This is a genomic window from Isoptericola croceus, assembly GCF_029382255.1.
Classification (GTDB): Bacteria; Actinomycetota; Actinomycetes; order Actinomycetales; family Cellulomonadaceae; genus Isoptericola; species Isoptericola croceus.
The window spans coordinates 182,058-208,607 of record NZ_JARLLG010000002.1; the positions used below are offsets into that span (position 1 = coordinate 182,058).

Annotated in this window: 20 protein-coding genes and 1 tRNA gene; 14 read left to right on the top strand and 7 right to left on the bottom strand. The window is 72.4% G+C overall.

Going from position 1 to position 26,550, the window contains the following annotated elements; translation table 11 throughout:
• The 5 genes from PZC42_RS06745 to PZC42_RS06765 all read left to right on the top strand — a co-directional run bounded on the left by PZC42_RS06745 (position 1) and on the right by PZC42_RS06765 (position 6,115).
• The gene (locus PZC42_RS06745) at positions 1-1,230 is read left to right on the top strand and encodes an aggregation-promoting factor C-terminal-like domain-containing protein (RefSeq protein ID WP_277209445.1); all 1,230 of its coding nucleotides are present in this window, start codon (positions 1-3) and stop codon (positions 1,228-1,230) included.
• A gap of 247 nt (positions 1,231-1,477) precedes the next feature.
• On the top strand, positions 1,478-2,740 hold the full coding sequence (locus PZC42_RS06750) for a resuscitation-promoting factor (RefSeq protein WP_277209446.1): 1,263 nt from the start codon (positions 1,478-1,480) through the stop codon (positions 2,738-2,740).
• A 201-nt stretch (positions 2,741-2,941) separates the two neighbouring features.
• The gene (locus tag PZC42_RS06755) at positions 2,942-4,285 is read left to right on the top strand and encodes a resuscitation-promoting factor (RefSeq protein ID WP_277209447.1); all 1,344 of its coding nucleotides are present in this window, start codon (positions 2,942-2,944) and stop codon (positions 4,283-4,285) included.
• Between the two features lie 28 nt (positions 4,286-4,313).
• Entirely contained in the window at positions 4,314-5,186 is an 873-nt protein-coding gene (gene rsmA, locus PZC42_RS06760) for a 16S rRNA (adenine(1518)-N(6)/adenine(1519)-N(6))-dimethyltransferase RsmA (protein WP_277209448.1), read from the top strand.
• The gene (locus PZC42_RS06765; RefSeq protein WP_277209449.1) at positions 5,183-6,115 is read left to right on the top strand and encodes a 4-(cytidine 5'-diphospho)-2-C-methyl-D-erythritol kinase; all 933 of its coding nucleotides are present in this window, start codon (positions 5,183-5,185) and stop codon (positions 6,113-6,115) included. The genes rsmA and PZC42_RS06765 overlap by 4 nt, the downstream gene beginning before the upstream one ends.
• Positions 6,116-6,150: 35 nt before the next feature.
• Here PZC42_RS06765 and PZC42_RS06770 read toward each other — a convergent pair whose 3' ends face one another.
• Together PZC42_RS06770 and PZC42_RS06775 are read right to left on the bottom strand one after the other, a co-directional pair.
• Positions 6,151-7,467 carry a hypothetical protein gene (locus PZC42_RS06770; RefSeq protein WP_277209450.1) on the bottom strand — a complete coding sequence of 439 codons (1,317 nt, stop codon included), beginning with the start codon at positions 7,465-7,467 and terminating at the stop codon, positions 6,151-6,153.
• A 52-nt stretch (positions 7,468-7,519) separates the two neighbouring features.
• Positions 7,520-8,488, bottom strand: coding sequence for an acetylxylan esterase (locus PZC42_RS06775; protein ID WP_277209451.1), 969 nt, complete (start codon positions 8,486-8,488; stop codon positions 7,520-7,522).
• A gap of 153 nt (positions 8,489-8,641) precedes the next feature.
• Between PZC42_RS06775 and PZC42_RS06780 the strand changes: the two genes are divergently transcribed.
• The 6 genes from PZC42_RS06780 to PZC42_RS06805 all read left to right on the top strand — a co-directional run bounded on the left by PZC42_RS06780 (position 8,642) and on the right by PZC42_RS06805 (position 18,246).
• Positions 8,642-9,871 carry an ROK family transcriptional regulator gene (locus tag PZC42_RS06780; RefSeq protein WP_277209452.1) on the top strand — a complete coding sequence of 410 codons (1,230 nt, stop codon included), beginning with the start codon at positions 8,642-8,644 and terminating at the stop codon, positions 9,869-9,871.
• Positions 9,872-10,008: 137 nt separating this feature from the next.
• Entirely contained in the window at positions 10,009-11,361 is a 1,353-nt protein-coding gene (locus PZC42_RS06785) for an extracellular solute-binding protein (RefSeq protein ID WP_277209453.1), read from the top strand.
• Positions 11,358-12,296, top strand: a complete 939-nt coding sequence (locus tag PZC42_RS06790) for a carbohydrate ABC transporter permease (protein WP_277209454.1) — start codon at positions 11,358-11,360, stop codon at positions 12,294-12,296. The genes PZC42_RS06785 and PZC42_RS06790 overlap by 4 nt, the downstream gene beginning before the upstream one ends.
• The gene (locus PZC42_RS06795; protein ID WP_277209455.1) at positions 12,296-13,198 is read left to right on the top strand and encodes a carbohydrate ABC transporter permease; all 903 of its coding nucleotides are present in this window, start codon (positions 12,296-12,298) and stop codon (positions 13,196-13,198) included. Before PZC42_RS06790 ends, PZC42_RS06795 begins: the two co-directional genes overlap by 1 nt.
• Before the next feature lie 51 nt (positions 13,199-13,249).
• Positions 13,250-16,303 (top strand): alpha-mannosidase, encoded by a 3,054-nt coding sequence (locus PZC42_RS06800; protein WP_277209456.1) that lies wholly within the window; start codon positions 13,250-13,252, stop codon positions 16,301-16,303.
• A gap of 32 nt (positions 16,304-16,335) precedes the next feature.
• Entirely contained in the window at positions 16,336-18,246 is a 1,911-nt protein-coding gene (locus PZC42_RS06805) for an ABC-F family ATP-binding cassette domain-containing protein (RefSeq protein WP_277209457.1), read from the top strand.
• 113 nt (positions 18,247-18,359) lie between these two features.
• Here PZC42_RS06805 and PZC42_RS06810 read toward each other — a convergent pair whose 3' ends face one another.
• Both PZC42_RS06810 and PZC42_RS06815 read right to left on the bottom strand, forming a co-directional pair.
• Positions 18,360-19,289, bottom strand: coding sequence for a hypothetical protein (locus PZC42_RS06810; RefSeq protein WP_277209458.1), 930 nt, complete (start codon positions 19,287-19,289; stop codon positions 18,360-18,362).
• A 247-nt stretch (positions 19,290-19,536) separates the two neighbouring features.
• Positions 19,537-20,862 carry an ABC transporter substrate-binding protein gene (locus PZC42_RS06815; protein ID WP_277209459.1) on the bottom strand — a complete coding sequence of 442 codons (1,326 nt, stop codon included), beginning with the start codon at positions 20,860-20,862 and terminating at the stop codon, positions 19,537-19,539.
• Between the two features lie 218 nt (positions 20,863-21,080).
• Here PZC42_RS06815 and PZC42_RS06820 point away from each other — a divergent pair, with 218 nt between their 5' ends.
• Positions 21,081-22,103 carry a LacI family DNA-binding transcriptional regulator gene (locus PZC42_RS06820; protein WP_277209460.1) on the top strand — a complete coding sequence of 341 codons (1,023 nt, stop codon included), beginning with the start codon at positions 21,081-21,083 and terminating at the stop codon, positions 22,101-22,103.
• Between the two features lie 55 nt (positions 22,104-22,158).
• On the opposite strand, the gene PZC42_RS06825 is transcribed toward PZC42_RS06820, so the two are convergent.
• The 3 genes from PZC42_RS06825 to PZC42_RS06835 form a co-directional block, all read right to left on the bottom strand.
• On the bottom strand, positions 22,159-23,358 hold the full coding sequence (locus PZC42_RS06825) for an MFS transporter (protein ID WP_277209461.1): 1,200 nt from the start codon (positions 23,356-23,358) through the stop codon (positions 22,159-22,161).
• Positions 23,359-23,385: 27 nt separating this feature from the next.
• The gene (locus tag PZC42_RS06830) at positions 23,386-23,889 is read right to left on the bottom strand and encodes a MarR family winged helix-turn-helix transcriptional regulator (protein WP_277209462.1); all 504 of its coding nucleotides are present in this window, start codon (positions 23,887-23,889) and stop codon (positions 23,386-23,388) included.
• A gap of 65 nt (positions 23,890-23,954) precedes the next feature.
• A complete protein-coding gene (locus tag PZC42_RS06835; protein ID WP_277209975.1) occupies positions 23,955-24,551 on the bottom strand; it encodes a TetR/AcrR family transcriptional regulator in 597 nt (198 codons plus the stop codon).
• A gap of 171 nt (positions 24,552-24,722) precedes the next feature.
• Between PZC42_RS06835 and PZC42_RS06840 the strand changes: the two genes are divergently transcribed.
• Positions 24,723-24,794: transfer RNA gene (locus tag PZC42_RS06840), tRNA-Gln, on the top strand.
• A 149-nt stretch (positions 24,795-24,943) separates the two neighbouring features.
• On the top strand, positions 24,944-26,524 hold the full coding sequence (gene glmU / locus PZC42_RS06845; protein WP_438802933.1) for a bifunctional UDP-N-acetylglucosamine diphosphorylase/glucosamine-1-phosphate N-acetyltransferase GlmU: 1,581 nt from the start codon (positions 24,944-24,946) through the stop codon (positions 26,522-26,524).
• Positions 26,525-26,550 lie beyond the last annotated feature (26 nt).

Below are 26,550 nucleotides of genomic sequence, written 5' to 3' on the forward strand. Positions count from 1 at the left end.
GTGGCGACACCTGAGGCGGGACGACGACGGGACACCGCCCTGCGGCGTCGCCCCCCAGCGGCCTACGACGGCCGCCGGGGCCCGCTGAACTCGGTCGCGCGGACCGCCCTGCGGGTGCTCGTCGTCGCAGTCGTCGCGGTGGGTGCGACGGGCGTCGTCGCCGCGCACAGCACGATCACGGTGGACGTCGACGGCCGCGTGCAGACCCTCGACGGGTACGGGCGCACGGTCGGCGAGGTGCTCGCGTTCCACGACATCCACCCCGGCCCGGACGACCTCGTCCAGCCGGCCACCTCGGCGCCTGCCCCGCGTGACGGCGAGGTCGTGGTGCGCTCGAGCAAGGAGGTCACGCTCGAGGTCGACGGCGAGACCATGACGTTCCCGACGACGGCGCACACGGTGGGCGAGCTGCTGGCCGCCCTGGGACCGCGTGGTGACGGCGCGGTGGCGACGGCGTCCCGGAGCGACCCGCTGGGCCGAGGCCCGGTGCGGGTGTCCACGCGCAAGACCGTGTACGTGTCGGTCGACGGATCGGTGCTGCCGCTGCGTACCACGCAGTCGAACGTCCGGGACGTGCTCGCCGAGGTCGACATCTCGCTCGGCGACAAGGACCGGACGTCGGTCCCCCTGGGCGCCGCAGCCGTCGACGGGATGGTGGTGGTCGTCAACCGGGGCGAGACGGCCTCGGACGTCGTCACCGAGGTGGTGCCGTTCGACACCGAGCGCATCGAGTCCGACGACCTGCCGAAGGGCCACGAGACGGTCCGCACGCGCGGTGTGCCGGGCGAGCGGGTGACCACGTACGAGGTGCACACGCTCGACGGCGCCGAGGTCCGGCGCACGGTCGTCGACCGGTCGGTCACGGTCGAGCCGGTCGACGAGGTCATCGTGGTCGGCACGCTCGACATCTCACAGGTGCAGGTGGACCCTGGTTCGGCGAAGGCGTTGGGCCGGGCGCTGGCGGCCGAGCGGGGTTGGGGGGACGACCAGTTCACCTGCCTCGACAAGCTGTGGACCAAGGAGTCCAACTGGCGCTGGAACGCCGCGAACCCGTCCAGCAGCGCCTACGGCATCCCGCAGGCCCTGCCCGGGTCGAAGATGGCCTCGGCGGGTTCGGACTGGCGGACGAACCCGGCCACCCAGATCACCTGGGGTCTCGGCTACATCTCCGGCCGCTACGGCACGCCGTGCAGCGCGTGGAACCACTCGATGGCGAAGGGCTGGTACTGACCGGTACTGACCTCGAGACGGTGGGCCCGGAACGCACACCACCTCGCGACGTGGTGTGACGTGTCTCGCTGTGGGCAGGTGAACTTTCCTGGCATACCGCGTCGTAGGCGGGCATAGCTACCACAGGTGGCCTTGGCTGAATGTCACGATGCGGTTACGGTCGTCGGAGCCACCGGATCGACCCGGGCCCGACAGCCAGTCGGAGAGCCGCCGTCGTGCCCGGACCTGCCGACGTCTGGAACACCCCTTGAACGACTGGCCCGAGAGCTCCGCCACGCCGCCGACCGCTCCCGTCCCCGTGAGTGCCGAGCGTGCCGCGACCGCACTGCGTCGTCGCCGCTGGCCGTTGGTCACCATGGTGGTCGCGTTGAGCCTCCTGGTCGCCGGCGGGGTGAGCGCCGCCGTCGTCGAGCAGCTCCGCAAGGACGTCACGCTCGACGTCGACGGCGAGCTGGTCTCGGTGACCACCTTCGCCGCCACCGTGGACGAGGTCCTGACCGAGGAGGGTGTGCAGGTCGGCGTCAACGACGAGATCACGCCCGCCGCCGGGGACGAGCTCCGGGACGGCGCCGTCGTCGAGGTCCGCTACGGCCACGAGCTGACCGTGGAGGCCGACGGCGAGGAGCAGGACGTCTGGATCGCCGCACTCGACGCGGCTGACGCGCTGGAGCAGCTCGCCGCCCGTGACGAGCAGATCCGCTTGCTCCCCTCCCGGTCCGCCGACCGCGCCATCCTGCCCATCCGGCTCGACGCCGAGCAGCCGGTCGCCCTCGTCGTCGGCGGCGAGGAGTCCGTGGTGGCCAACGGCGCCACGACGCTCGAGGAGCTGTTCGAGGCGGAGTCTGTCGTGATCGACGACGACGACCGCGTCCACGTGGACCGCATCGAGTCCGCCGGCCCGGGCGAACCGACGGTGCGCGTCGTCGTGCAGGTCGTCGATGTCGAAGAGGTCACCAGGACCAAGAAGATCGACTACGACACCGTGACGAAGAAGGACGCCGACCGCTACCGCGACAAGGGCCCGCTCGTGTCCCAGGAGGGCAAGAAGGGCGAGCGGACCATCGTCAGGCTCGTGACGCGAGTCGACGGCGAGGTCGAGTCGCGCGAGAAGCTCTCGAGCAAGGTGACCACCGAGCCCGTCGACAAGATCGTCGTCACCGGCACCAAGGAGCGCCCCGAGCCCGAGCCGGAGCCCGAGCCGTCGTCCAGCAGCTCGTCGTCCAGCAGCTCGTCCTCGGGCGGTTCGAGCTCGTCGTCGGGCGGCAGCGCGCCGTCGGGCGTGTGGGCCCAGCTCGCCCAGTGCGAGTCCGGCGGCAACCCGTCCACGAACACGGGGAACGGCTACTACGGGATGTACCAGTTCTCGCTGCCGACGTGGCAGGCCGTGGGTGGCTCCGGGCTCCCCTCGGACGCCTCGGCCGCCGAGCAGACCAAGCGCGCGAAGATCCTGCAGCAGCGCTCGGGCTGGGGGCAGTGGCCGCACTGCGCCAGCAAGCTCGGTCTGCTCTGACCTGCTGGGGCGGGCGGGTTGTGCCCGTCGCGTGAAGGCCTGTGAAGCCGTCGTGCCGGAGCCGGTGCGTGTGACGCACACCCTCTTGCATCTGATAACGAATCGGTTACGGTCGGGTGTCGTTCGCGCCCCTGCACGGATTCCTGCTGTAGGAGCGCCGGCCTTTCCGAGGACCGACCCCACGTACCCATCAGGAGATCCATGACCTCCGCACCGGAGAACCACGAGCCCCGGCCCACCACGGCCGAGACCCGCGCCGTCGTCCGTACCCGCCGCACCCGGCGCCGCCGCGCGCTGATCGCGACCGTTGTCGGCGGGGCGCTCGTCGCCGGTGGCGGCTCCGCCGTCGCCGTCTCCCAGGCCTACAAGACCGTCACGCTCGACGTCGACGGCGACACCCGCACCGTCAGCAGCTTCGCCGGCGACATCGAGAGCCTTCTCGCCCAGGAGGGCGTCACCGTCACCGGTCGCGATCTCGTCACGCCCGCCCTGGGCGACCCGCTGGACAACGAGAGCGAGATCGTCGTCCGGACCGGCAAGGAGATCGACGTCGAGATCGACGGCGAGCAGACCACCACCTGGGTGACGGCCGCGGACGCCCACGAAGCGCTCAACCTGCTCTCCCAGCGGGGCAGCGACGTCGCTCTCGTCGCCTCGCGCTCCGACGACCGCGCTGACCTGGGGCTGCGGGTGCACGGCGGTGACCAGGTCGCCGTCGTCCGGGACGACGCCGTGGACGTCGTCGACGGCTCCGACGAGCTCGACGCCGTCCTCGCCGCCGCTGACGTCGAGGTCGACGCCGACGACATCGTCACCGTGGCCACGGCCGCCGACGCCGACGTGACGGCCGAGGACCTGCCCAGGGGTGCTGACCTGCCGCAGCTCGCCGTCGTCGTGCAGCGTGTCGAGGTCGAGCGAGTCACCAAGGTCAAGCAGATCGACCACGACACGAAGACGAAGAAGAGCGCGAAGCGCTACGAGGACCTCGACCCCCGGGTCAAGACGAAGGGCGTGGCCGGTTCGCGCACCGTCGTGCGGGAGATCACCACGATCGACGGCGAAGAGGTCTCGGACAAGAAGATCGCCGAGATGGTCACCTCCGAGCCGGTGACCGAGGTGCTCGTCCAGGGCACCAAGGAGCGCCCCGAGCCCGAGCCCGAGCCGGAGCCGGAGACCGAGCCGGCCACGTCGTCGTCCGGCTCGTCCTCGTCGTCCGGCTCGTCGTCCTCCTCGACCAGCTACTCCGGGTCCAACCGCGAGATCGGCCGGAAGATGGCCGCGGACCGCGGCTGGACCGGCAGCCAGTGGACGTGCCTCGAGAACCTGTGGACCAAGGAGTCGAACTGGTCGCACACGGTCGCCAACCCGTCCTCCGGTGCCTACGGCATCCCGCAGTCGCTGCCGGGCGACAAGATGGCCTCCGCCGGTGCCGACTGGCGGACCAACCCGGCCACGCAGATCACCTGGGGCCTGGACTACATCGCCGGCCGCTACGGCACCCCGTGCGGCGCCTGGGGCCACTCGCAGGCCAACAACTGGTACTGACCCGTCCGGTCGGGCGATACTCAGCCCCATGACTGACACCCCTGGCGCCCTGCTCGGCCCTGCGGAGATCCGCGAGCTGGCAGGGCGTCTCGGCGTCCGGCCCACCAAGACGCTGGGGCAGAACTTCGTGCACGACGGCGGCACGGTCCGCAAGATCGTCCGTGCGGCCGGGGTGCAGCCCGGCGACCGGGTCGTGGAGGTCGGCCCGGGTCTCGGGTCCCTGACCCTGGGACTGCTGGAGGCAGGCGCCTCGGTGGTCGCGGTCGAGATCGACCCGGTCCTGGCCGGGCAGGTCGCCCAGACCGTCCACCGGCACCTGCCCGACGCCGACCTCGAGGTGGTGACCGCCGACGCGCTCGAGGTCACCGAGCTGCCCGGGGAGCCGCCGTCGGCGCTCGTGGCGAACCTGCCGTACAACGTGGCGGTGCCGGTGCTGCTGACGTTCCTCGAGCGGTTCGACTCGCTGCGCACCGTTCTCGTGATGGTCCAGGCAGAGGTGGCCGACCGCCTGGCGGCGCCGCCCGGGTCCAGGACCTACGGCGTGCCGTCCGCCAAGGCGGCCTGGTACGGGGCCGCGCGCCGGTCGCTCACGATCGGCCGCAACGTGTTCTGGCCCGTGCCGAACGTGGACTCGGCGCTCGTCGCGATCGAGCGGCACGACCCGCCGTCGACCACCGCGACGCGCCAGGAGGTCTTCAGGGTGGTCGACGCCGCGTTCGCGCAGCGCCGCAAGACGCTGCGTGCCGCGCTGTCCGGGCTGTTCGGCTCCGGACCGGCCGCCGAGGAGGCGTTGCGCGCCGCCGGCGTCGACCCGTCGCTGCGCGGCGAGCGCCTCGCCATCGCGGACTTCGCCCGCATCGCCGAGCGTCTTGGCGCCGGGGCTGGCACGGTGGACGCGTGAGCCACCTCGCCCCCGCCCCCGCGCCGTCCGTCCGGGTGCGCGCCCCCGGCAAGATCAACCTGACGCTGCGTGTCGGGCCGGTGGCCGACGACGGCTACCACCCCCTGGTGACCGTGTTCCAGGCGGTGGCCCTGTACGAGGAGATCACCGCCACCGAGGTGCCGGAGGGTACGGGCATCTCGCTGACCGTCGAGGGACCGCAGGCCGATCGTGTGCCGCTCGACGCCACGAACCTTGCCTGGCAGGCCGTCGAGGCGCTCGCCCGGCACGTGGGGCTGGACCCCAGCGTCGCCCTGCACGTCGCCAAGGGCGTGCCCGTGGCCGGCGGGATGGCCGGTGGGTCGGCCGACGCCGCCGCGACGCTGCTGGCCTGCGACGCCCTGTGGGGCACCGCGCTGCCGCGCGAGGAGCTGCAGGGCATCGGTGCGACCCTGGGCTCGGACGTGCCGTTCGCGCTGGTGGGGCACACCGCCGTCGGGACCGGGCGGGGACACCTGCTCACCCCGGCGATGACCCGGGGTGAGTTCCACTGGGCGTTCGCCACCCGCGACGACGGGCTGGCCACCCCCGCGGTGTACCGGCGGTTCGACGAGCTCACCGGACCCACCGCGCCGCCGGTCGACGAGGCCGACGACAACGGGCTCATGCAGGCCCTGCGGGCCGGGGACCCGACCGGCCTGGGCCGGGCGTTGCAGAACGACCTGGAGGCTGCTGCGCTCGACCTGCGTCCGGAGCTGGGGCGCACGCTGGAGATCGCGCAGAACGCGGGCGCGCTCGGCACGATGGTCTCCGGCTCGGGACCGACGGTGGCGGCCCTGGCACGCTCGCGTCAGCACGCGCTCGCGATCGCCGCGACGTGGACCGCCGAGGGCGCGGCCGACGCTGTGTGGTGCGCCACGGGCCCGGCCTCCGGCGCCCGCCTCCTGTGATGCGCGGGCCCGTCGGGTAGCGCGGAGCCCGCCAGCTAGGGCTGTGCCGTCGGGTGGCCCTCTCCGGCAGGGATCGGGGCCACCGGCCCGCCGTCGGCATCGCGTCCGACGACGACGGCGCGGCTCACGACAGGGACCGACCCGTCGTCCTCCTCCCAGGCCGGCAGCGCGGCAGCGGTACCCGGGAGATGTCGCACCCCGTCAGACGTGAGGACCTCGACCTCGGTGATGCCGGCCCCACCGACGACGACGAGCTGCGGGTGCGTGGTGCCGAGCTCCTCGGGCGCGAACCACCGGGCTGCGAGTGCCGGGCCATGACGGTCGTTCGCGTGGACCAGGCCGGGCGTCTGGCCGGTGCCGAGGCGCACCGTGCGGGTGGGGCCCCCGGTACCGCCGGGGACGTTCACGGCCCCCGTGACCACCCAGGACGGCTCACGCCCGCCCACGCCGTCCGCCTGGACGGCCACCACCGACAGGGTGCGACCGTCCTCGATCTCGACCGGCTCCCACAGTGCGGCCAGCGGCAGTGCCGACCCGCCGGTCCGTGGAGCGGCGGTCTCGAAGGCGTCACGCAGGGCCTTCTCGGTCTGGGCGCCCGTGGCAGGGTCGGTGAGCGCGTCCCACAGAGCGTCGTCCCGGACGGCCACGGTCCTTCCGGACTCGGTGAGGACCAGCCCGTGGTACTCCTCGCGTCCGTGGGCGAAGGCCTGCTCGTGCCACATGACGCCGAGGGGAGCGCGCAGGACCAGCCCGTCGTGCACCGCGACGGCCTCGTCGTGGCCGGCGACCTGCACGGAGTCCCCGACCCCCGGGGTGTCGGCGAGGAGCAGGACGCCGTCCCTCGGCGACATCGCGGCGGTGTGGGGTCGTTCGGTGGTCTCGGACACGAGGGTGTAGTCGCCCGCGCGCTCGCCGTCGGCGCCGACCGGGGCCACGGCGACGGCGAGCTGGTTGTAGGCCTGGAGCAGGACGAGGCGTGCGGTGCCGAGCTCGCCGGCCTCGTCGCGCAGGTGCTCACGGGCGTACGGGAGGTCGCGCGCCTCGACGTCCCCGGCCCACAACAGCTGGATCTCGCGGCCCATCTCCGGGGGCTTCGTCTCACCGCCGGCGGGCACGGCGCGCCAGGCCTCGGCGGCTGCCTCGGCCTCCGGTTCCCAGTCGCCGGCCGCGACGAGGTCGCCGCGTGCCGGATAGCCCGCGTGGGTCGAGGCGACGACCGGGGCCGGCGCGTCCGCCCCGTCGCGGTCCACCACGGAGACGACGGCCATCGCCACCACCACCACCACGATGCCGACCAGCGCCACCACGACGCGTGGCCTGCGCCACCACGCCGCGCCGTCCTCGGTGTGCACGAGATGTCGTCCTCTCGGGTGGGTGAGGGGTGTTCAGGTGCCGGTGGTCTGCTCAGACGTGCTTGCGCAGCCAGGCCAGGGTCGGGGCGAACCGGTAGTGCTGGCCGCCCTCGTGCCGGTTGTACGGGTAGACGTCGATGCTCTTCTCGGCCCCGCCCCAGGCGTTGTACGCCGCGTACACCGTGGACGGCGGGCAGACGTCGTCCATGAGTGCCACGGAGAAGAGTCCGGCAGCGCGGGCGCGGCGCGCGAACGACACGCCGTCCAGGTAGGACAGGGTGCGCCAGACGGCGTCGGCGTGCTCGCGGTGGACCGAGAGGTACTGCGTGATCTCGCCGTACGGGAAGGCGTCCGTGATCTGTACAGCTCGGCGGAAATGGCTCAGGAACGGCACGTTCGGCGCCGCGGCGACGACGTCGGGCAGCAGGCCCGCCACGGCGATCGCGATGCCTCCGCCCTGGCTCGTCCCGGCGACCGCGACGCGGGCCGGGTCGATCCCGTCGATCTGCCGGACGGCGTCGACGGCGCGCACCCCGTCCGTGAAGACCCGGCGGTAGTAATGGTCGGCCGGGTCGAGGATGCCGCGGGTCAGGAACCCGGGGGAGGCCGGGCCGTGTCCGACGGGGTCGGGGGTGTCCCCGCCCGAGCCCCAGCCGGAACCCTGCCCCCGGGTGTCCATGACCAGGTGCGCGAACCCGGCGGCCGCGAGGCCGAGCTGCTCGTGCGGCAGGCCGCGGCCGCCGCCGTACCCGACGAACTCCACGACCGTCGGCAACGGGCCGTCCGCCCGTGCCGGTCGCGCCAGCCACGCCTTGACCGGGTGACCACCGAACCCGGGGAAGGTGACGTCGTCGACCGTGATCTCGGTCAGCCCGGTGTCGACCCGCTCCGCGTCCACGCCATCGCCGTGCCCGCGAGCCTCGGCGACCGTGCCGGCCCAGAACTCGTCGAAGTCGGTGGGCTCGTCGATCGAGGGGTCGTACCGCTCGAGCTCGGCCAGGGGCAGGTCGAACTGGGCCATCGGGGGCAGCCTCCGTCAGGGTCACGAGTGCGAACGCACGCACTCTAGCCTCTGCGGGGGACGGCAAACAGATACGCTGGGCGGGTCTGCTCAGGCGGTGGACCTTGCTCGGGCGACGACGCCGGGAGATCCGCCCGGCGGGAGGGAGCGCGCGTGCGACGGGGGACCAACCTGCCTCGGGTCGGAGGATTCAACCAGATGGTCGTCCTCGACCAGATCCGCCGGGCGGACGGGGTCAGCCGTGTCGAGCTCGCTGCGAGCACCGGCCTCGCGCTCCAGACCATCTCGAACATCGTCAGTCGCCTCCTCGATCAACGGCTGGTCGTCGAGGGCGAGCGGCGCATCGAGGGCCGGGGCAAGCCGCGGACCATGCTGCATCTCGATCCTCAGGGCGCGTACGCGCTGGGTGTGCACGTCGATCCGGTCGTGGTGACCGCCGTGCTGGTCGACCTCGACGGTGGTGTGGTGGAACGGCAGTCGATCGAAACCCCTGTCGGCCCTGATGCGGTCGTCGAGGCGGTGGCGGACGCGGTGAGCGTCATGCTGGAGGCCGCCACGGTCGAGCGCGACGCCGTCCTCGGGCTGGGCGTGGCGGCTCCGGGCCCGATCGACCTGGCGAGCGGCCGGGTGATCCACCCGCCGCTGCTGGAAGGCTGGCTCGACGTGCCCTTGCGGGACGCGCTCGCCGCGGCGACCGGCTTCGACGTCATCCTCGAGAAGGACGTCAGCGCGGCGATGACGGCCGAGCTGTGGCGAGGTAACCGGATGCTGACGGGCACCTCGTTGTTCTTCTACACGGGCTTCGGTGTGGCCGCGGCGATCGCCCACGACGGCGAGCTGTTCGCGGGGACGTCGCGCAACGCCGGCGAGATCGGGCACCTCATCGTCGACAGTGACGGCCCCCTGTGCTGGTGCGGTCAGCGAGGATGCATCGGGGCGTCCGCGGCGCCGGCGACGATCGTGGGGGAGGCTGTGGTGCGTGGCTCGCTCGACCCGCGGACACCGCAGCGCACGCCCCGTGAGCTCGACGCCGCTCTGACGGCGGTGTGCGTGTCCGCGGCGGGCGGCGACGAGGTGGCCTCGGACGTCCTGCGCACCGCCGCTCGGAGGGTCGCGCGGGGCATCACCGTGGTGGCCGATCTCGTGGATGCCGGCGTCGTCGTGCTGGGCGGGCCGAGCTGGGAGCGGCTCGCCCCGACGTTCGTGCCGGTGGTGCGAGCCGAGCTGGCTGAGCACGCGACCCTGCGTGAGATGCACGCTGTCGAGGTCCTGGGGTCGGCTGTGGGCGAGAGCGTGGGGGCCGTCGGAGCGGCGAGCCGTGTGCTCGACGACGCGTTCACCCCGCGGCCGTCGGGCCTCGTCGGTGGGCCGCGCCGACGCTGACCAGGCGCCTGCTCGTCGCCGAACGTGCGACCACCTCGAGCAGGTCCCCGGCACCCGTTGACAGCATTAACTCCATTCGATTGAATAAAGCGAGACGTCGGCCCGACGGAGGGCCGTCCATGTGGCAAAGGAGCACCATGCGTCTACGACCACTCGCCGCGGGCACCGCGGCGACCGCACTCGTCCTAGCACTCGGTGCCTGCGGTGGCGGGGCTGGGGACGACGGGGCGGTGACGATCAAGATCGCCTACCAGAAGTTCGGGAACTTCACCCAGGCCGACGAGCTGTTCACCGAGGTCAAGGAGGAGTACGAGGCTGCCCATCCCGACGTCACCATCGAGCTGGTGCCGATCGAGGCGAGCCAGAACGACTACTTCACGAAGCTGGCGCTCATGCAGCGCTCGCCCAGCACCGCACCGGACCTCATGTACGAGGACACGTTCATGATCAAGTCGGACGTGGAGGCCGGGTACCTCCTCCCCCTGGACGATCACCTCGCAGGGTGGGAGGACTGGGACCAGTTCGTCGACGCCGCCAAGGAGGCGGGCCGGGGTGACGACGGCAGCACGTACGGCGTCCCCATGGGTACCGACACACGCGGCCTGTGGTTCCACAAGGAGGTCCTCGTCGACGCAGGGCTTCCCGAGGACTGGGCCCCGGCGTCCTGGGACGACATCCTTGAGGCCGCGCGGGCGATCAAGGCCGCCGACCCGGACGTCATCCCCCTGAACGTCTACTCCGGGAAGCCGATGGGCGAGGCCTCGACCATGCAAGGGTTCGAGATGCTCCTGTACGGCACCGGCAGCACCCTCTACGACGCCGACCAGTCGAAGTGGATCGTCGGTTCCCCGGAGTTCGTCGAGTCACTGGAGTTCCTGCAGACCATCTACGCGGAAGGCCTCGCGCCGACACCGCAGCAGGCGCTCGACCCGAACGTCGCGAACACCGTGGCCTCGGAGTGGCTGCCGGAAGGAAGGCTCGGTATCGCTCTGGACGGATCGTGGCAGGCCGGGACATGGCTCGAGTCCGGCACCAAGCCGTGGCCCGAGTGGTCCGAGACGCTCGGGACCGCACCGATGCCCACCCAGCACGGGCAAGCGCCCGGAGCGGTCAGCATGTCCGGCGGGTGGACCATGGCGATCGGAGCGGGCAGCGAGAACCCCGACGTCGCGTTCGACGTGCTCACGCACGCTCTCGACCAGGAGAGCTCGCTGGATTTCGCGGTGTCCAACAGCCAGATCGCCGTACGTTCCGACGTGGCGGAGGACGCCGAGTACCTCGAGTCCAACCCCACCACGGATTTCTTCTCCAGCCTGGTCGAGGTGACGCACTTCCGGCCCGCCACCTCCGACTACGCGCAGATCTCCAACGCGATCCAGGTGGCGATGGAGTCGGTCATGACGGGGCAGCAGACACCTGAGGAGGCTGCGGCGGTGTACGACGACGCCGTGGTCGACGTCGTCGGTGCAGACAACACGACGGCGGGATGACCTCCGTGCCCCTCGCTCCTGCTCCGGCCCGGACACAGGGGTCAGCACCCGCGGTCCGGCGCGCTCCCGTGCGCCGGACCGCGGGGCGCCTGGCACCCCTGGTGCCCGCCGTCGTCCTGCTCGCGCTGTTCATGCTCGGGCCCGTCGTGTGGTCGTTCTACGGTTCGTTCACCAACGCCGCCCTGACCGGCCCGAACGCCGCCGACCCGGAGTGGGTGGGCCTGGACAACTACGTCCGGCTGCTCTCCGACCCCACCTTCCCCCAGGCGCTGTGGCTCACCGTCCTCTTCGTCGTGGCGTCGGCGGTCGTCGGTCAGAACATCGCCGGGCTCGGGCTCGCGATGCTGATGCGATCAGCTCTGGCGCCCGTGCGGGCCGTCGTGTCGACGCTCGTCGTCACTGCCTGGGTGCTGCCGGAGATCGTCGCGGCGTTCGCCGCGTACGCGTTCTTCCACGCGGACGGGACCATGAACTCGCTGCTCGCGAACGTCGGGATCTCCGGACCGGACTGGCTCTTCGAGCACCCGATGCTCGCCGTCATCCTCGCGAACGTCTGGCGCGGCACCGCCTTCTCGATGATGGTCTACTCGGCGGCGATCGCCGAGGTCCCGCCCGAGATCACCGAGGCTGCGACCGTCGACGGCGCCGGCCCGGTGCAGAGGCTGGTGTGGATCATCCTGCCCACCATCCGGCGGAGCATCTCCACCAACCTCATGCTCACCACGCTGCAGACGCTGTCGGTCTTCACGCTCATCTACGTGATGACAGGCGGCGGCCCGGGGACGAACAGCTCCACGCTGCCGATCCTCGCCTACCAGGAAGCCTTCAAGTTCGCCCAGGTCGGCTACGGCACCGCCATCGCGACGGTCATGCTCGTCATCGGCGCCGTGTTCTCCATCGTCTACATACGCAGCCTCAAGCCGGAGGTGGACTGATGAACCGGACTCGTACCCGGCCCGCTCCGGGCCGTGCAGTGCGCCCGGCTCGACGTCGCCGCGCGCCGTCGGTCGCGGCACCGGGACGCGGTCCCGCCCGGCTGCTGTCGAACGCCGTGCTCGTCCTGATCGGGCTGTGCTTTCTGCTCCCCCTGGGGTGGATCGTGCTCGCCTCCGTGGATGCTGACGCGACCCTGTCCGTCGGCATCCCCTCGGAGGTGACCCTCGGGAACTTCACCGCGGTCATGACACCCGAGCTGACCTGGCGACCGCTGATGAACGCGTTCCTCCTGTCGGCAGGGACGGGGCTCATCACGGTGGTCGGTTCCGTGCTGGCGGCCTACCCGCTCTCGCGCTACCGGATGCGGTTCAACAAGGCGTTCATGTACGCCGTGCTCTTCGGTACCTGCCTGCCGATCACCGCCATGATGGTCCCGGTCTACTCGCTGTTCGTGCGACTCAACCTGCTCGACTCGCTCCCGGGCACCACGTTCTTCATGGCCGCGACCTCGCTGCCGATGGCGATCTGGATGACGAAGAACTTCATGGACTCCGTCCCGATCTCCCTCGAGGAGGCGGCCTGGACCGACGGGGCGTCTGCCATGACCACGTTGCGCCGCGTGGTGCTGCCGCTCATGCGGCCCGGCATCGCCGTCGTGTTCATCTTCGTGTTCATCCAGGCGTGGGGGAACTTCTTCGTCCCGTTCGTGCTGCTGCTGAGCCCCGAGAAGCAACCCGCGGCCGTGAGCATCTTCGCGTTCTTCGGGCAGTACGGGTCGGTCGCCTACGGGCAGCTGGCCGCGTACTCGGTGCTCTACGCCCTCCCGGCCATCGGCCTGTACGTCCTCGTCTCGCGACTCTCCGGTTCGTCCTTCGCGCTCGCCGGAGCGGTCAAGGGCTGACACCGGCCCCGCCGTCGCCTCGTCCCTACCCTCTCCACCAGGAGCTTCTCCATGCATGACACCACCGCCCGCACCCTCGACCGGCTCGAGCGCTTCGTCGCCGAACGACTCGCGCCCGCCGTCCACCGCGAGCGCCGCCCGCTCGAGGTGTCCGCCTGGACCGTCGGGGGCGAGCCGGTACCGTTCGACGACGCGGTCGGGGCGACGTACTCACCGTTCGCCGTGGGGAGCCGGTGGGGTCGCCCGTGGGACACGGTCTGGTTCCATGTCACCGGTACGGTCCCCGAGGAGTGGCGGGGGCCTGCGGCCCCGGCCGGCACCCGCGTGGAGATGGTCGTGGACCTCGGGTTCACCGGGGCGAACCCAGGATTTCAGGCCGAGGGCACGGCGTGGACGCCGCAGGGACGGATCGTCAAGGCGGTCGAGCCGCGCAACCAGCACGTGCCGCTCGTCGACGGACAGGTGCTGCGCGGTGAGGGCCGCCTCGATGTCTACATCGAGGCGGCGGCCAACCCCGACGTACCGGACGGGGACTGGATCCGGCCCACCGCGATGGGAGCCTGGGACACCGCCGGCGATGCTCCGATCTACGTGCTGCGGGCGATGGACGTGGCGCTGGTCGACGAGACGGTGACCGAGCTGGTCGCCGACGTGCGGACGCTCCACGGCCTGTACTGCGTGCTGCCGGCGACGAGCCCGCGGGCCGCCCAGGTGCTTCGCGCGCTGGAGGACATGCTCGACACCCTCGACCCGGACGACGTCGCCGGCACGGCTGCCGCCGGCCGGGCGGCTCTCGCGGACGTCCTCGCCAGCGGAGCAGCAGGTTCCGCGCACCGGTTGCACGCCGTCGGGCACGCGCACATCGACTCCGCATGGCTGTGGCCCACACGGGAGACCGTGCGCAAGTGTGCGCGGACCTTCTCCAACGTGCTGTCGCTGATGGACGAGGACCCGGACGTGAGGTTCGCCTGCTCCTCGGCGCAGCAGTACGCCTGGGTGCAGGAGTACTACCCGGAACTGTTTGCACGGATCCGGGAGCGCGTGGCCGAGGGACGCTTCCTGCCGGTGGGCGGCATGTGGGTCGAATCGGACACGAACCTGCCCGGCGGTGAGTCGTTGGCACGCCAGCTCGTGGCGGGCAAGACCTACTTCATCGACGAGCTCGGGTTCGAGCCGCACGAGGTGTGGCTGCCGGACTCGTTCGGGTACACCGCGGCGCTGCCCCAGCTGGCTCGCCTAGCCGGCAGCGAGAACTTCCTGACGCAGAAGATCTCGTGGAACGACACGAACACGATGCCTCACCACACCTTCTGGTGGGAGGGCATCGACGGCAGTCGCGTGTTCACGCACTTCCCGCCGGTCGACACGTACAACTCGGACCTGTCCGCGCCGGAGCTGGAGCGCGCCGAGCGGCAGTACGCCGAGAAGGGCCGCGCGAACACGTCCCTCGCCCCCTTCGGTTACGGCGACGGCGGCGGCGGCCCGACGCGCGAGATGGTCGCGCAAGCACGCCGGACGGCAGACCTCGAGGGGTCGCCCCGCGTGATCCTGTCGGACTCGCAGACCTTCTTCGACGCCGCCCGCGCGGAGTACGCCGCGCCTCCCACCTGGGTGGGGGAGATGTACCTCGAGTACCACCGGGGCACCTACACGTCGCAGGCGCGCACCAAGCAGGGCAACCGTCGCAGCGAGCACCTGCTGCGCGAGGCCGAACTGTGGGCGGCCACGGCGGCCGTCCGAGCAGGGGAGGAGTACCCGGCGGCGAGGCTGCAGCGTCTGTGGCGCACGGTCCTGCTCCAGCAGTTTCACGACATCCTGCCCGGATCGTCGATCGCCTGGGTCCATCGTGAGGCGGAGCGCAACTACGCGGAGGTCGCCCGCGAGCTCGACGAGATCGTCACGTCCGCCTTGCGGGCGCTGGTTGGCGAGGGCGACGCACGGGTCGTCGCCAACGCGGGGCCGTTCGAGCGTAGCGGCGCGCCCGGACTGGGTGCCGCACCGACGGACGCACCGCGAGGGGCCTCGACGGTGACCCCGGTGGAGGTCTCTGCGGGCTGGGAGCTGACGAACGGCCAGGTGCGCGTCGTCGTCGACCGTTCCGGGCACGTGGTCTCCGCCGTCAATATCGGCAGCGGTCGGGACGCCGTGCTCCCCGGAGCGCACGCCAACCTGCTCCAGCTCCACCGTGACATCCCCAACGAGTGGGAGGCGTGGGACATCGACGAGCACTACCGCCGCAGCACCGTCGACCTGGTGGACGTCGAGTCGATCGGCGTCGTCGAGACGTCGGCCGGCCCGGCACTCCGTGTGGTGAGGAGCTTCGGAGCCTCGCGGCTGGAGCAGGACCTCGAGCTGCCGACGTCCGGGCGTGGGCTGCGGATCACCACCCGCGTCGACTGGCACGAGCGGCAGAAGCTCCTGAAGCTCGCCTTCCCGTTGGACGTGCAGGCGGACCGGGCGACGTCGGAGATCCAGTTCGGGCACGTGCACCGACCCATCCACGTCAACACCTCGTGGGACGCGGCACGCTTCGAGACGGTCGCGCACCGCTGGGTGCACGTGGGTGAGCCGGGGTTCGGCGTAGCGGTCGCCAACGACTCGACCTACGGGCACGACATCAGCCGCACGCGGGCGGACGGGGCGCCGGACGATCAGGGCGCGAGGGGGACGACGGTGCGCCTGTCGCTCCTGCGTGCGCCGATGTTCCCGGACCCCGACGCCGACCAGGGTCGGCACGAGATGCGGTGCGAGCTCGTCGTCGGTGCGGGCATCGATGACGCGATCCGGCACGGCTACGCTCTCAACCTTCCCGAACGCGTCCTGACCGGTTCGCACGGGATCGAACCGTTGGTCGTGGTGGACGACGACGCGGTGGTGGTCGAGGCACTCAAGCTCGCGGAGGACGGCAGCGGCGACGTGATCGTCCGGTTGTACGAGAGCCGGGGTGGTCGGGCACGGGCGCGACTCACCCCGCGGCTCGAGCACTCCGGGGTGGAGGTGACCGATCTGTTGGAGCGCCGGCTGGGCGACGCGCAGCGCGACGGGGACGACGTGCTCGTGGAACTGACGCCGTTCCAGGTGCTGACGCTGCGCCTGCGGCGCTGAGGAGCAGGCGCCACCGCGACTACGCTGTGGCGGTGGCTCATCTCCTCGGTGCGGACGGCATCTCCCTGACCATCGGCACCCGCACCCTGCTCGACGGCGTCTCGCTCGGGCTCGACGACGGCGACCGGATCGGCGTCGTCGGACCCAACGGCGCCGGCAAGTCGACCCTCCTGCGCCTGCTCGCGGGCACGGCGGCGCCCGACGGCGGCCGGGTCACCCGGGTGGGTGGCTCCCGGCTCGGCATGCTCGACCAGCGCGACGAGGCCTGGCCGGGCGCCACGGTGCTCGACCTGGTGCACGGCGACGACGCCACCCACGAGTGGGCCTCCGACGCGCGCGTCCGCACGGTGCACGCCGGGCTGCTCGCGGACCTGGACCTGGACCAGCCGGTGTCGACGCTCTCCGGCGGGCAGCGCCGTCGTGCGGCGCTCGCCGCCCTGCTGGTGACCGACCCGGACGTCATGCTGCTCGACGAGCCGACCAACCACCTCGACGTCGAGGGGGTCGCCTGGCTGGCCGAGCACCTGAGCAAGCGGTACGGGACGGCCGGGCGTCCCTCCGGTGGTCAGGGCGCACTGGTCGTCGTGACCCACGACCGGTGGTTCCTCGACGCCGTCTGCTCGCGCATGTGGGAGGTGCGGGGGGACGGGACCGGCGCCGTCGACGGCTACGAGGGCGGGTACGCCGCCTACATCCTGGCGCGCGCGGAGCGGTCCCGGCAGGCGGCCGCCACCGCGGAGAAGCGCAACAACCTGCTGCGCAAGGAGCTCGCCTGGCTCAAGCGCGGCGCGCCCGCCCGCACGTCCAAGCCGAAGTTCCGGCTCGACGCCGCGGCCGCGCTCATCGACGACGAGCCGCCGCCGCGCGACACTCTCGAGCTCACCCAGATGGCCACCAAGCGGCTCGGCAAGGACGTGCTCGATCTCGAGGACGTCACCGTCACCGTCCCGCAGCCCGACGGCGGGGAGCGCACCCTGCTCGACGACGTCACGTGGCGGCTCGGGCCCGGCGACCGGTACGGGCTGGTCGGCGTCAACGGTGCCGGCAAGACGACGGTGCTCGCGCTGCTGGCCGGGCGGCGCGAGCCCGACGGCGGCCGCGTGCGCCGCGGCAAGACGGTCGAGGTCGCGGAGCTCACCCAGGAGGTGACCGAGCTCGACGAGGTCGGCCACCTCACGGCCGTGCAGGTCGTCGACTCGGAGAAGCGCACCGTCGTCGTCGACGGCAAGGAGATGACGGCGGGGCAGCTTACCGAGCGGCTCGGCTTCACCCGGGAGCGCGCACACACGCCGGTGCGGGACCTGTCCGGCGGTGAGCGCCGCCGGCTCCAGCTCCTGCGCCTGCTGGTCTCCGAGCCCAACGTGCTGCTGCTGGACGAGCCGACCAACGACCTCGACACCGACACCCTTGCCGCAGTAGAGGACCTGCTGGACGGCTGGCCGGGGACGCTCATCGTGGTCTCGCACGACCGGTACCTGCTGGAGCGGGTGTGCGACCGGCAGTGGGCCCTGCTCGGCGACGGCACGCTGCGGGACCTGCCCGGGGGAGTGGAGCAGTATCTCGAGCTGCGGCGCGCGGCTGCTGGGTCGGGTTCGGCGGGAGCGGGGGGATCCTCGTCGAGAGGCGTCCGCTCGGCTGCTCGTTCCTCGCAGCCTCCTGCCAGACCCAGTCGGCCTCTCGACGAGGATTCCCCCGCCCCTGCCTCGTCGGGCCGCGTGGCGCCGTCGGCGGCGGCGCAGCGTCAGGCGAAGAAGGCGGCGCAGCGGCTGGAGAAGCGCCTGACACGGCTGGCCGAGGAGGAGAAACGCCTGCACGAGAAGATGGCCGCCGACCCGACCGACTACGAGGGCGTCGCGAAGCTCGACGCCCGGCTGCGGGAGCTGCTCACCGAGAAGGACGAGGTCGAGCTGGAGTGGCTGGAGGCCGCCGAGCTCGCCGAGTGACGCCGTCGCGTCCCGCTGGTCGGTCGTGGGGGGGGGGGGGGGGGGGGGGGGGGGGGGGGCCGCCCCCCCCCCCCCCCCCCCCCACCGAACTACCGACCGTGTCGCCGCGGAGCTCACGGCAGGGGCAGACGAGGATTGACGCGTGCTGCGGCACGGACCTGCGGTGGGAACAGGCTGAGCAGGCGGCGCGACACCCGGGCGGGATCCTTCGCTCCACGCGCCGTGAACCGGGCCACGCGGGCACCCGTTGCCGCCATGATGGCGTCCTCGCGGGTCTTCTCGTCGAACAGCGCTCGCTCTGCGTCGTACGCCGGACCGAACGCGCCGTCGGTGTACTTCACCCGCCCGTCGAACTCGACGAGCACGCCGTGCTCAGGCCAGCCCAGGTCGGTGTGGAACGTGCCGTCGGCCGTCTCGACCGGACACTGGGTCTGCGGTCGGGGGAGCCCGACCCGGAGCGCCAGGTATCGCAGCCACGTCTCCCAGGCCGACTGCGCACCACCGTCGGCGAGGTCGAGCAGCAGCTCGGCGCGGGCGTGCCCCTGGTGCTGCGCGCGACCCGCCACCACTCGGCAGACCTCTTCCACGGTGCAGATCTTGCCCAGCGACCAGTCGGCGATCACGAGGCCGTGCAGGGGAGGCGCGGACATGAGGCAGTCGGCGACGGTCTCCGGGGCCGTGGTGACGGGCAGGTCGTCGATCATCACTCGTCCTGCCGGGAGCGGTCGGTGCCGGACGATGTCGGTCGCCGATGCCCCGCCCGCCCGGTACCTCTGGCGCACGTGCACCCGTACCGGGATCTCCCACACGGGAGATCCCCAGACCAGGGCCGCGCTGACGTGGCTGAACACGTGCGTCGCCCGGAGCTGAGCATGGACGGCGCGGATCCGGTCGAGGGCAAGCTCTCTGCGGTCGGCCCAGGTGGCTGCCGAGGTGGTCGGACGGTAGGCGCCGCGGCGAACACGTTCGAGGCTGCCGGCCTTGACGGCGGCGCGCAGCCCCGTGCGGTCGTGCTCGCGGGCGATGAGGATCTCGTCGGTCATCCCGGCACCCTGACGGATCCCCGGGCCGGGCCTCCGGCCGGTCGCAGCCCCTGTGCACGGGCATCCTCTGGGGTGGCGTCGCACGCACGTGGCCGCCCGCGGCGGCCGACGCCGAGCCGGTGTCGGTGCGAGCGTCCGGTTCAGCTCCGCGGGGGAGGTCGGTAGTTCGTCGTGCGGTCGGTAGGAAGAACTACCGATCCCACGACGAACTACCGACCGACCTGCGCGACGGCGACGTCGGTGGGCGTCAGGACGGTCCGACGGCGTCGGCCGCGGCGGAGAACCACTGCGCGACGAACTCGTCGACCGTGATGTTGCCGTACTGGAGCTCCTCGCCGAGACGCTGGTACTCGGCCTCGAGCGAGCCGTAGCCCTCGACCGGGATCGGGGCCGGCTCGGTGACGAGGTCGGCGACGTCAGCCTCGAAATCGAGGACCTGCTCGTCGGGTGATCCGGGCTCGAGGTCGATCGCGTCGCGCTGGGCGGCCACGGCGGGCACACCCTTCGAGGTACCGAAGATCCGGCCGACCTCGGGATCGTTGATGAGGAAGTCGATCAGCGTGGCGGCGGCAGCAGGCTGCTCGCTGGACGCCGACGCGGCGAAGAACGTCGCCGGCTTCCAGTACATCTGCGGCCCGTGGTCGCCGGACGGGGCCGGCAGGATGGTGAAGTCGTCCACGCCGGACTCCGCACGGATGCTCGCGATCAGGCTGTCCCAGTCGACGTCCGAGACGAGCTCGTTGACGCCGAGACCGCGCTGCGGCTGGATCTGCGTCCGGCGCTCGGCGGGGTAGGAGGCGCCGGACTCGCGCAGCTCGTCGCCCAGGTGCAGCCACCGCGCGAGGTCCTCCTCGGCGAACCCGAGCCGGCCGTCGTCGGTGAACGGCTGCACACCCTGCTGGATCAGCCACTGCCCGAACAGGGAGAACGACGACTTGGCGCCGGCGGTGAAGTCGGGACCGCCGTAGACAGCCGGGTCCATCGATGATCCGGCGGCGCTGGCCTCGGCGAGCCACGCGCCGTAGTCGTCCCACGTGAACCCCTCCGCGGGGAGCTCGAGACCGAGCTCGTCGAGCAGGTCCAGGTTGACGAAGGTCGCGAGGGTGTTCGACCCCGTCGGCACCGCGACCAGGGCGCCGTCGTCCTCGCCCGTCGAGAGCAGCGCCTCGTCGATGCCGGAGACGTCGAGGTGGGTGCCGACCTGTGCGGAGAGGTCGGCGAGCTGGCCGCTGGAGGCATACTGCCGCAGGTAGGAGGCGTCCATCGCGAACACGTCGGGCAGGGCCTTGCCGGCGGCCTCGGTGCTGCGCGCCGTCCAGTAGTCCTCCCAGGACTGGTACTGCGGCTGGACGGTGATGTTGGGGTGTTCCTCGGTGAAGAGGGCGAGCGCCTCGGCGTACCGGTCGGCGCGGTCGTCGTCGCCCCACCAGGCCACGGTCAGGGTGATCTCCTCGTCGGTCGGGAGCGCGTCGGTGGGCCCGCTCGTCCCGGAGGAACCGCCGCAGGCACCGAGGACTCCTGCGGCGACGACGGCGGTGGCCGCCGTCAGGAGACGCCGTCTGTGCTGGGTCATCTCACAGCTCCTTCGCTCTGACCGTCGGTACGCCGCGGGCTGCCCCGCGCTGCACACCGATCGATGGGGCTCGTCCCGAGGGTGAACGTTCACTATAGTAGCAACGGCAGCACTGGTGGCAGGTCGTCGGGGACCCGCGCCGGGCGCCGCCGTCACAGGTCGTGGCGGTTCGCCCCGGGACACGGAAGACTGCGGCCTATGCCAGGGAGGATTCGAGGGTGACGGGTACCAGACCTGCTCGGCGCAAGCGCGCCACGATCGTCGAGGTGGCGCAGCTCGCGGGCGTCTCACACCAGACCGTCTCGCGCTACCTGCGGACCGACGGCGGGATGCGCGAGGGCACCCGTGAGCGTGTCCGCGCCGCGATCGAGGAGCTCGACTACCGGCCGAACATGATCGCGCGGGCCATGCGCGATCGCCGCACCGGACGCCTCGCCCTCGTGTTCCCCCCGGGTACCGCGATCAGCTCCCTGGAGGTCCTGGCCGGCGCGACCCGGGCCGCGGAGGAGATCGGGTACGTCGTCGAGGTGGTGACGCTCGGAGGCCCACCGGAGACCCGGCACATGCGAGTGCTGGAGCTGGCCGACTGCGGGCTCTTCGAGGGCATCGTCTCGTTGACGCCGTTGCCCGACGTCGAGCGCCGGGCGGCGACGCTGTCGACCCCGGTGGTGGTCTACCCGCAGTACGACGAGGCGATGCGGGCCATCGGGGAGCTCGCCGAGGCCTCCCTCGTGGCCGACATCGTCGACGGGCTCGCAGAGCGCGGGCACCGCCGCTTCCTGCACGCTGCCGGCGACTACCACCACGCGTCCGCCCGGCACCGCCGCGACGTCTACCTGGAGACGATCGAGCGCCGCGGCCTGGAGTCGTTCGGCGTCCTGGAGACGGACTGGTCTCCCCAGCGCGCCTGCCGGGGGATCCTCGACCTGCCGGCCGACTGCGGGGTGACGGCCGTCGTCGCCGCGAGCGACTGGGTGGCCGCCGGGGTCGTGCGCGGAGCGGTCGAGCGTGGCTGGCGCGTCCCGGAGGACCTCAGCGTCACGGGGTGGGACAACAGTCCGGTCGGGTCGGTCATGCCGCCGGGCCTGACCAGCGTGGACGTCGAGAGCGAGCGTGTCGGCCGCCGGGCGATCCGCCAGCTCGCCGCCGCGCTCGGCATCGAGCCGCCCGCCCCCGAGGACGACGGCCCGCTGAACCGCATCGTCTGGCGCGGCTCGACGGGGCTCGCACCCGGTGCATGACCCGCCGTGGTGTCCGTGGGCAGCTCTCCCGCCGTCCGCGGGCCCGGCCGGCAGGTCATCGCCGCGTCCGTTCTGCCGCGGCCCACACGGTGACCGTCATCATCGCCAGCAGGCCGGCCATGACGCCCAGCGGCGCGGTCCAGGTGCCGGTCGCCTCGTGGACGGCGCCGAGGACGGCCGGCCCGGTGGCCGCGCACGCGTACCCCGCGGTCTGCACGACGGCGGAGGCCCGCCGGGCCGCCCCGACGGACGGTGAGCGCTGGGCCACCAGCGTGAAGATGACCGTGAAGTTCCCGCCCTGGGCGGCGCCGGCGAGGAGCACCCACACCCACCAGGCGTCCGGCGCGAGGAGCAGGCCGGCGGGCAGGGACAGCCACATCGCCGACATCCCGGCCGCGACGGTCCTCGCCGACAACCGCCCTGCCAGGCCCAGCGGCACCAGGAAAGCCCCGGCCACCGCTGCCAGCTGGAACGGTGCCGCCGCCTCGCCGGCCGCCGCGGCGTCGATCCCGAGCCGGTCGGCCAGGATGGTCGGCAGCCACGCCGTCGCCGCGTAGTAGCTGAAGGCCTGCCCGGCGAAGGCGAGCGTCAGGAGCACCACGAGGCGGCGCTGCGACGTCCCTGGTGCCGTCTCGGGCGTGCCCGACGGCGGCGGCCCGGCGTGGCGCGCGGCGAGCGCCCGGCCCGTGGGCACCCACACGCCCAGCGCCACGACGGCGAGCACCCCCCAGCCGGCCAGCGCCCACTGCCAGCCGAACGTCACCGCGAGCGGCACCGTGAGCATGGTGGTCAGCGTGGAGCCGACGTTCATCGTGGCGGTGTACGCCCCGGTCACCGCCGCCGCGCGACGCCGGAAGTCGCGGGCGATGACGACGGGGACGGCCAGGTTGCCGATGGTGATGCCGATCCCGAGGACCGCGGTGCCGGCCAGGGCGGTCGGGACGGACCCGGCCGAGCGCAGCAGGGTCCCGGCGAGCACCCCGAGCAGGGCGAGCGCGATCGCACGCTCGGGACCGAGCCGAGCGGTGGTCGCGGCAGCGGCGGGCGTGAACAGGGCGAAGCACAGCACGGGCACGGAGGTGAGGAGCCCGGCGCCGGCAGACGACAGCCCGAGGCCCGCCGCGACGTCGTCGACCACCGGTGGCAGGGAGGTGATGGGGGCGCGCAGGTTGAGCGCCACGAGGAGCAGCGCGGCGAGCGCGAACCACCCCGCGCCGCCCCGCGCGTCGAGGTGCGGACCGCTAGGAGCACCCATGGTGGTCCGGGCCTCGACGCGCGGCGGTCACTCGTCGAACTGTGCGCCCAGGGTGCGCAGCAGGTCGGCGAGGCGGGGTCGTTCGGTGGCCGGCAGCGCGTCCAGGACGCGGGACTCGACGTCGAGCAGGTCGCTCATCGCGGCGTCGACGCGCGACCGGCCGGAGTCGGTGAGCTCGACGAGCACGCCGCGACGGTCGTCGGGGGAGCGGTGCCGCTCCACGAGGCCGCGGCGCTCGAGCCGGTCGATGCGGTTGGTCATCGTGCCGCTGGTGACGAGGGTCTGGGCCACGAGCGTGCCCGGGGAGAGGCGGTACGGGTCCCCGGACCGGCGCAGCGCGGACAGGACGTCGAACTCCCAGGTCTCGAGCGCGTGGCGGTCGAAGGCGCCGCGGCGCGCCCGGTCGAGGTGCCGGGCGAGCCGGCTGATGCGGGAGAAGACGGCGAGAGGGTCGACGTCGAGGTCCGGCCGCTCGCGCTGCCAGGCATCGACGATGCGGTCGACCTCGTCCCCCCGTCGTGTGCTGTCCATCCGCACAGCGTAACGCGGGTCTCTCGACGTCAAGAGTCTTGACGGAAAGGCCGCGGGTCGGGTCGTCAGCGCTTCGTCAGCTCTGGCCGTCGCTCCATGCCGACGAGGCCGTTCCAGGCGAGGTTGACCAGGTGGGCGGCGACCTCGGTCTTCTTCGGCCGCTGGGCGTCCAGCCAGTACTGACCGGTCAGCGCCACCATCCCGACGAGCATCTGGGCGTATAGCGGCGCCGTCTTCGGGTCGAGGCCGCTGCGCTTGAACTCGTCGGCCAGGATGTGCTCCACCTGCGTCGCGACGTCGCCGATGAGCGAGGAGAACGTGCCGGTCGCCTGCGCCACGGGGGAGTCGCGCACCAGGATGCGGAACCCGTCCTCGGACGCCTCGATGTAGCCGAGCAGCGCCAGCGCGGTCCGTTCCACCATCACCTTGGGGTGCCCGCCCTCGGCCAGCGCGCCCGTCAGTGCCGACGTGAGCGCCTGCACCTCGCGGTCGACGACGACGGCGTAGATGCCCTCCTTGCCGCCGAAGTGCTCGTAGACCACCGGCTTGGAGACCTCGGCCGTGGCGGCGATCTCCTCGACGCTGGTCCCCTCGAAGCCCTTGCCCGCGAACAAGCCCCGGCTCACCGCGATCAGCTGCTCGCGCCGTTGGCTCGCGGTCATCCGGGCACGCGGGGCACGCTTGGACGCGCGAGAGTCGGCAGGCATGGGTCCATTCTGCCCGCTGCGCCGCCGCTGTGGTGCGGGCCACGCGCCACGGACGTCCGGTTCGCCCAGATGTGCGCGGGGCACCCGCGACGACCTGGCAGACTGATGCCGGGACGATGCTCCCGGTCCGCCTTGGTGTAATCGGCAGCACAAGGGTTTTTGGTGCCCTTGGTCCAGGTTCGAATCCTGGGGGCGGAGCTCGCGCGACACCCGACAGAGACGGAGCACCGGTGGTTTCCACGGCCCCCCACGGCGACCTGCACGCAGCACACGGCCCGACGCCTGCACCGGACGGCACGCCGCGGCCTGCCGCCGTCGTCGTCCTCGCCGCCGGGCAGGGCACCCGTATGCGGTCGGTGACACCCAAGGTGCTGCACGCGCTCGGTGGCCGCACCATGCTCGGGCACGCGATGACCGCGGCCCGCGAGCTCGACCCGGCGCACGTGGCCGTCGTCGTGCGCCACGAGCGTCAGCAGGTCGCCGCCGCAGCGCTCGAGATCGACCACGCCGCTCTCGTCGTCGACCAGGACGAGATCCCGGGCACCGGGCGGGCGGTGCAGTGCGCCCTGGACGCGCTCGACGCGCGCGCCCACGCGGCCAGGGCCGCCGACATCGCCTCCACCGACGACGTGCACGACGGCGAGCAGGACCCGCTCGGCGACGGCCTGCACGGCGCCGTGGTCGTCCTGGCCGGCGACATCCCGCTGCTCGACGGCGCCGCGCTCGGTGAGCTGCTGGCCGCGCACCACGCCGACGGCAACGCCGTGACGATCCTGACCACGGAGCTCGACGACGCCACCGGGTACGGCCGCATCGTGCGCGAGCAGGGCAGCGGCGACGTCGTGGCGATCGTGGAGCACGCCGACGCCACGGCCGCCCAGCGCGAGATCCGCGAGATCAACTCCTCGGTCTACGTCTTCGACGCCGCGGTGCTCCGGCGCGGGCTCGGCAGCCTCGGCTCGGACAACGCGCAGGGCGAGGTGTACCTGACGGACGTCATCGCCTCCGCGCGCGCCGAGGGCGGCACCGTGCGTGCCCTGCTGAGCGACGACCCGATGCTCGTCGAGGGGGTCAACGACCGCGTCGCCCTGGCGACGCTCGGCGCCGAGCTCAACCGGCGCATCCTCGCCGACTGGATGCGCGCCGGAGTGACCGTCGTCGACCCCACCACCACCTGGGTGGACGCCGACGTCGAGCTCGCCCAGGACGTCACCCTGCTGCCCGGCACGCAGCTGCACGGGGCCACGCGCGTCGAGTCCGGCGCCACGATCGGCCCGGACACCACCCTGACCGACGTCGAGGTCGGCGCCGGCGCGACCGTCATCCGGACCCACGGCTCGCTCTCCGTCATCGGCCAGGGCGCCACCGTCGGGCCGTTCGCTTACCTGCGGCCCAACACGCAGCTCGGCGCCCGCGGCAAGATCGGCACCTTCGTCGAGACGAAGAACGCCGAGATCGGCGAGGGCTCGAAGATCCCGCACCTGTCCTACGTCGGCGACGCGACGATCGGGGAGCAGAGCAACATCGGCGCCGCGTCCGTCACGGTGAACTACGACGGCGTGCACAAGCACCGGACCGTCATCGGCTCGCACGCGCGCACGGGCGCGGACAACATGTTCGTCGCCCCCGTGCGCGTGGGCGACGGCGCGTACACCGCGGCGGGCAGCGTCGTGACGCGTGACGTCCCCGCGGGGGCGCTCGGGGTGAGCCGCACCCAGCAGACGAACGTCGACGGCTGGGTCGAGCGCCGCCGCCCCGGGACGGCCGCGGCCGAGGCCGCCGCCCGGGCGGGCGCCGGTGAGGTCTCCGGCGCGCTCGGCGCGCAGGCGAAGCGTGAGCTGGCCGAGCACACTGCCCTCACCGGGTCCGCACCGGTGTCTCAGCCCGACGAGTCCGCCGGCTCGCCGGCGTCCTCCGAGTCCGCCTGACAGCCTGCCTGACCCGAGCCCCGCAC

What these genes read in the sequence shown, in the direction of transcription:
- PZC42_RS06755 (WP_277209447.1), top strand. Translation starts at nt 2,942, where the DNA reads ATGACCTCCGCACCGGAGAACCACGAGCCCCGGCCCACCACGGCCGAG.
- rsmA (WP_277209448.1), top strand. Translation starts at nt 4,314, where the DNA reads ATGACTGACACCCCTGGCGCCCTGCTCGGCCCTGCGGAGATCCGCGAG.
- PZC42_RS06775 (WP_277209451.1), bottom strand. Translation starts at nt 8,488, where the DNA reads ATGGCCCAGTTCGACCTGCCCCTGGCCGAGCTCGAGCGGTACGACCCC.
- PZC42_RS06785 (WP_277209453.1), top strand. Translation starts at nt 10,009, where the DNA reads ATGCGTCTACGACCACTCGCCGCGGGCACCGCGGCGACCGCACTCGTC.
- PZC42_RS06790 (WP_277209454.1), top strand. Translation starts at nt 11,358, where the DNA reads ATGACCTCCGTGCCCCTCGCTCCTGCTCCGGCCCGGACACAGGGGTCA.
- PZC42_RS06795 (WP_277209455.1), top strand. Translation starts at nt 12,296, where the DNA reads ATGAACCGGACTCGTACCCGGCCCGCTCCGGGCCGTGCAGTGCGCCCG.
- PZC42_RS06800 (WP_277209456.1), top strand. Translation starts at nt 13,250, where the DNA reads ATGCATGACACCACCGCCCGCACCCTCGACCGGCTCGAGCGCTTCGTC.
- PZC42_RS06810 (WP_277209458.1), bottom strand. Translation starts at nt 19,289, where the DNA reads ATGACCGACGAGATCCTCATCGCCCGCGAGCACGACCGCACGGGGCTG.
- PZC42_RS06815 (WP_277209459.1), bottom strand. Translation starts at nt 20,862, where the DNA reads ATGACCCAGCACAGACGGCGTCTCCTGACGGCGGCCACCGCCGTCGTC.
- PZC42_RS06825 (WP_277209461.1), bottom strand. Translation starts at nt 23,358, where the DNA reads ATGGGTGCTCCTAGCGGTCCGCACCTCGACGCGCGGGGCGGCGCGGGG.
- PZC42_RS06830 (WP_277209462.1), bottom strand. Translation starts at nt 23,889, where the DNA reads ATGGACAGCACACGACGGGGGGACGAGGTCGACCGCATCGTCGATGCC.
- PZC42_RS06835 (WP_277209975.1), bottom strand. Translation starts at nt 24,551, where the DNA reads ATGACCGCGAGCCAACGGCGCGAGCAGCTGATCGCGGTGAGCCGGGGC.
- glmU (WP_438802933.1), top strand. Translation starts at nt 24,944, where the DNA reads ATGCGGTCGGTGACACCCAAGGTGCTGCACGCGCTCGGTGGCCGCACC.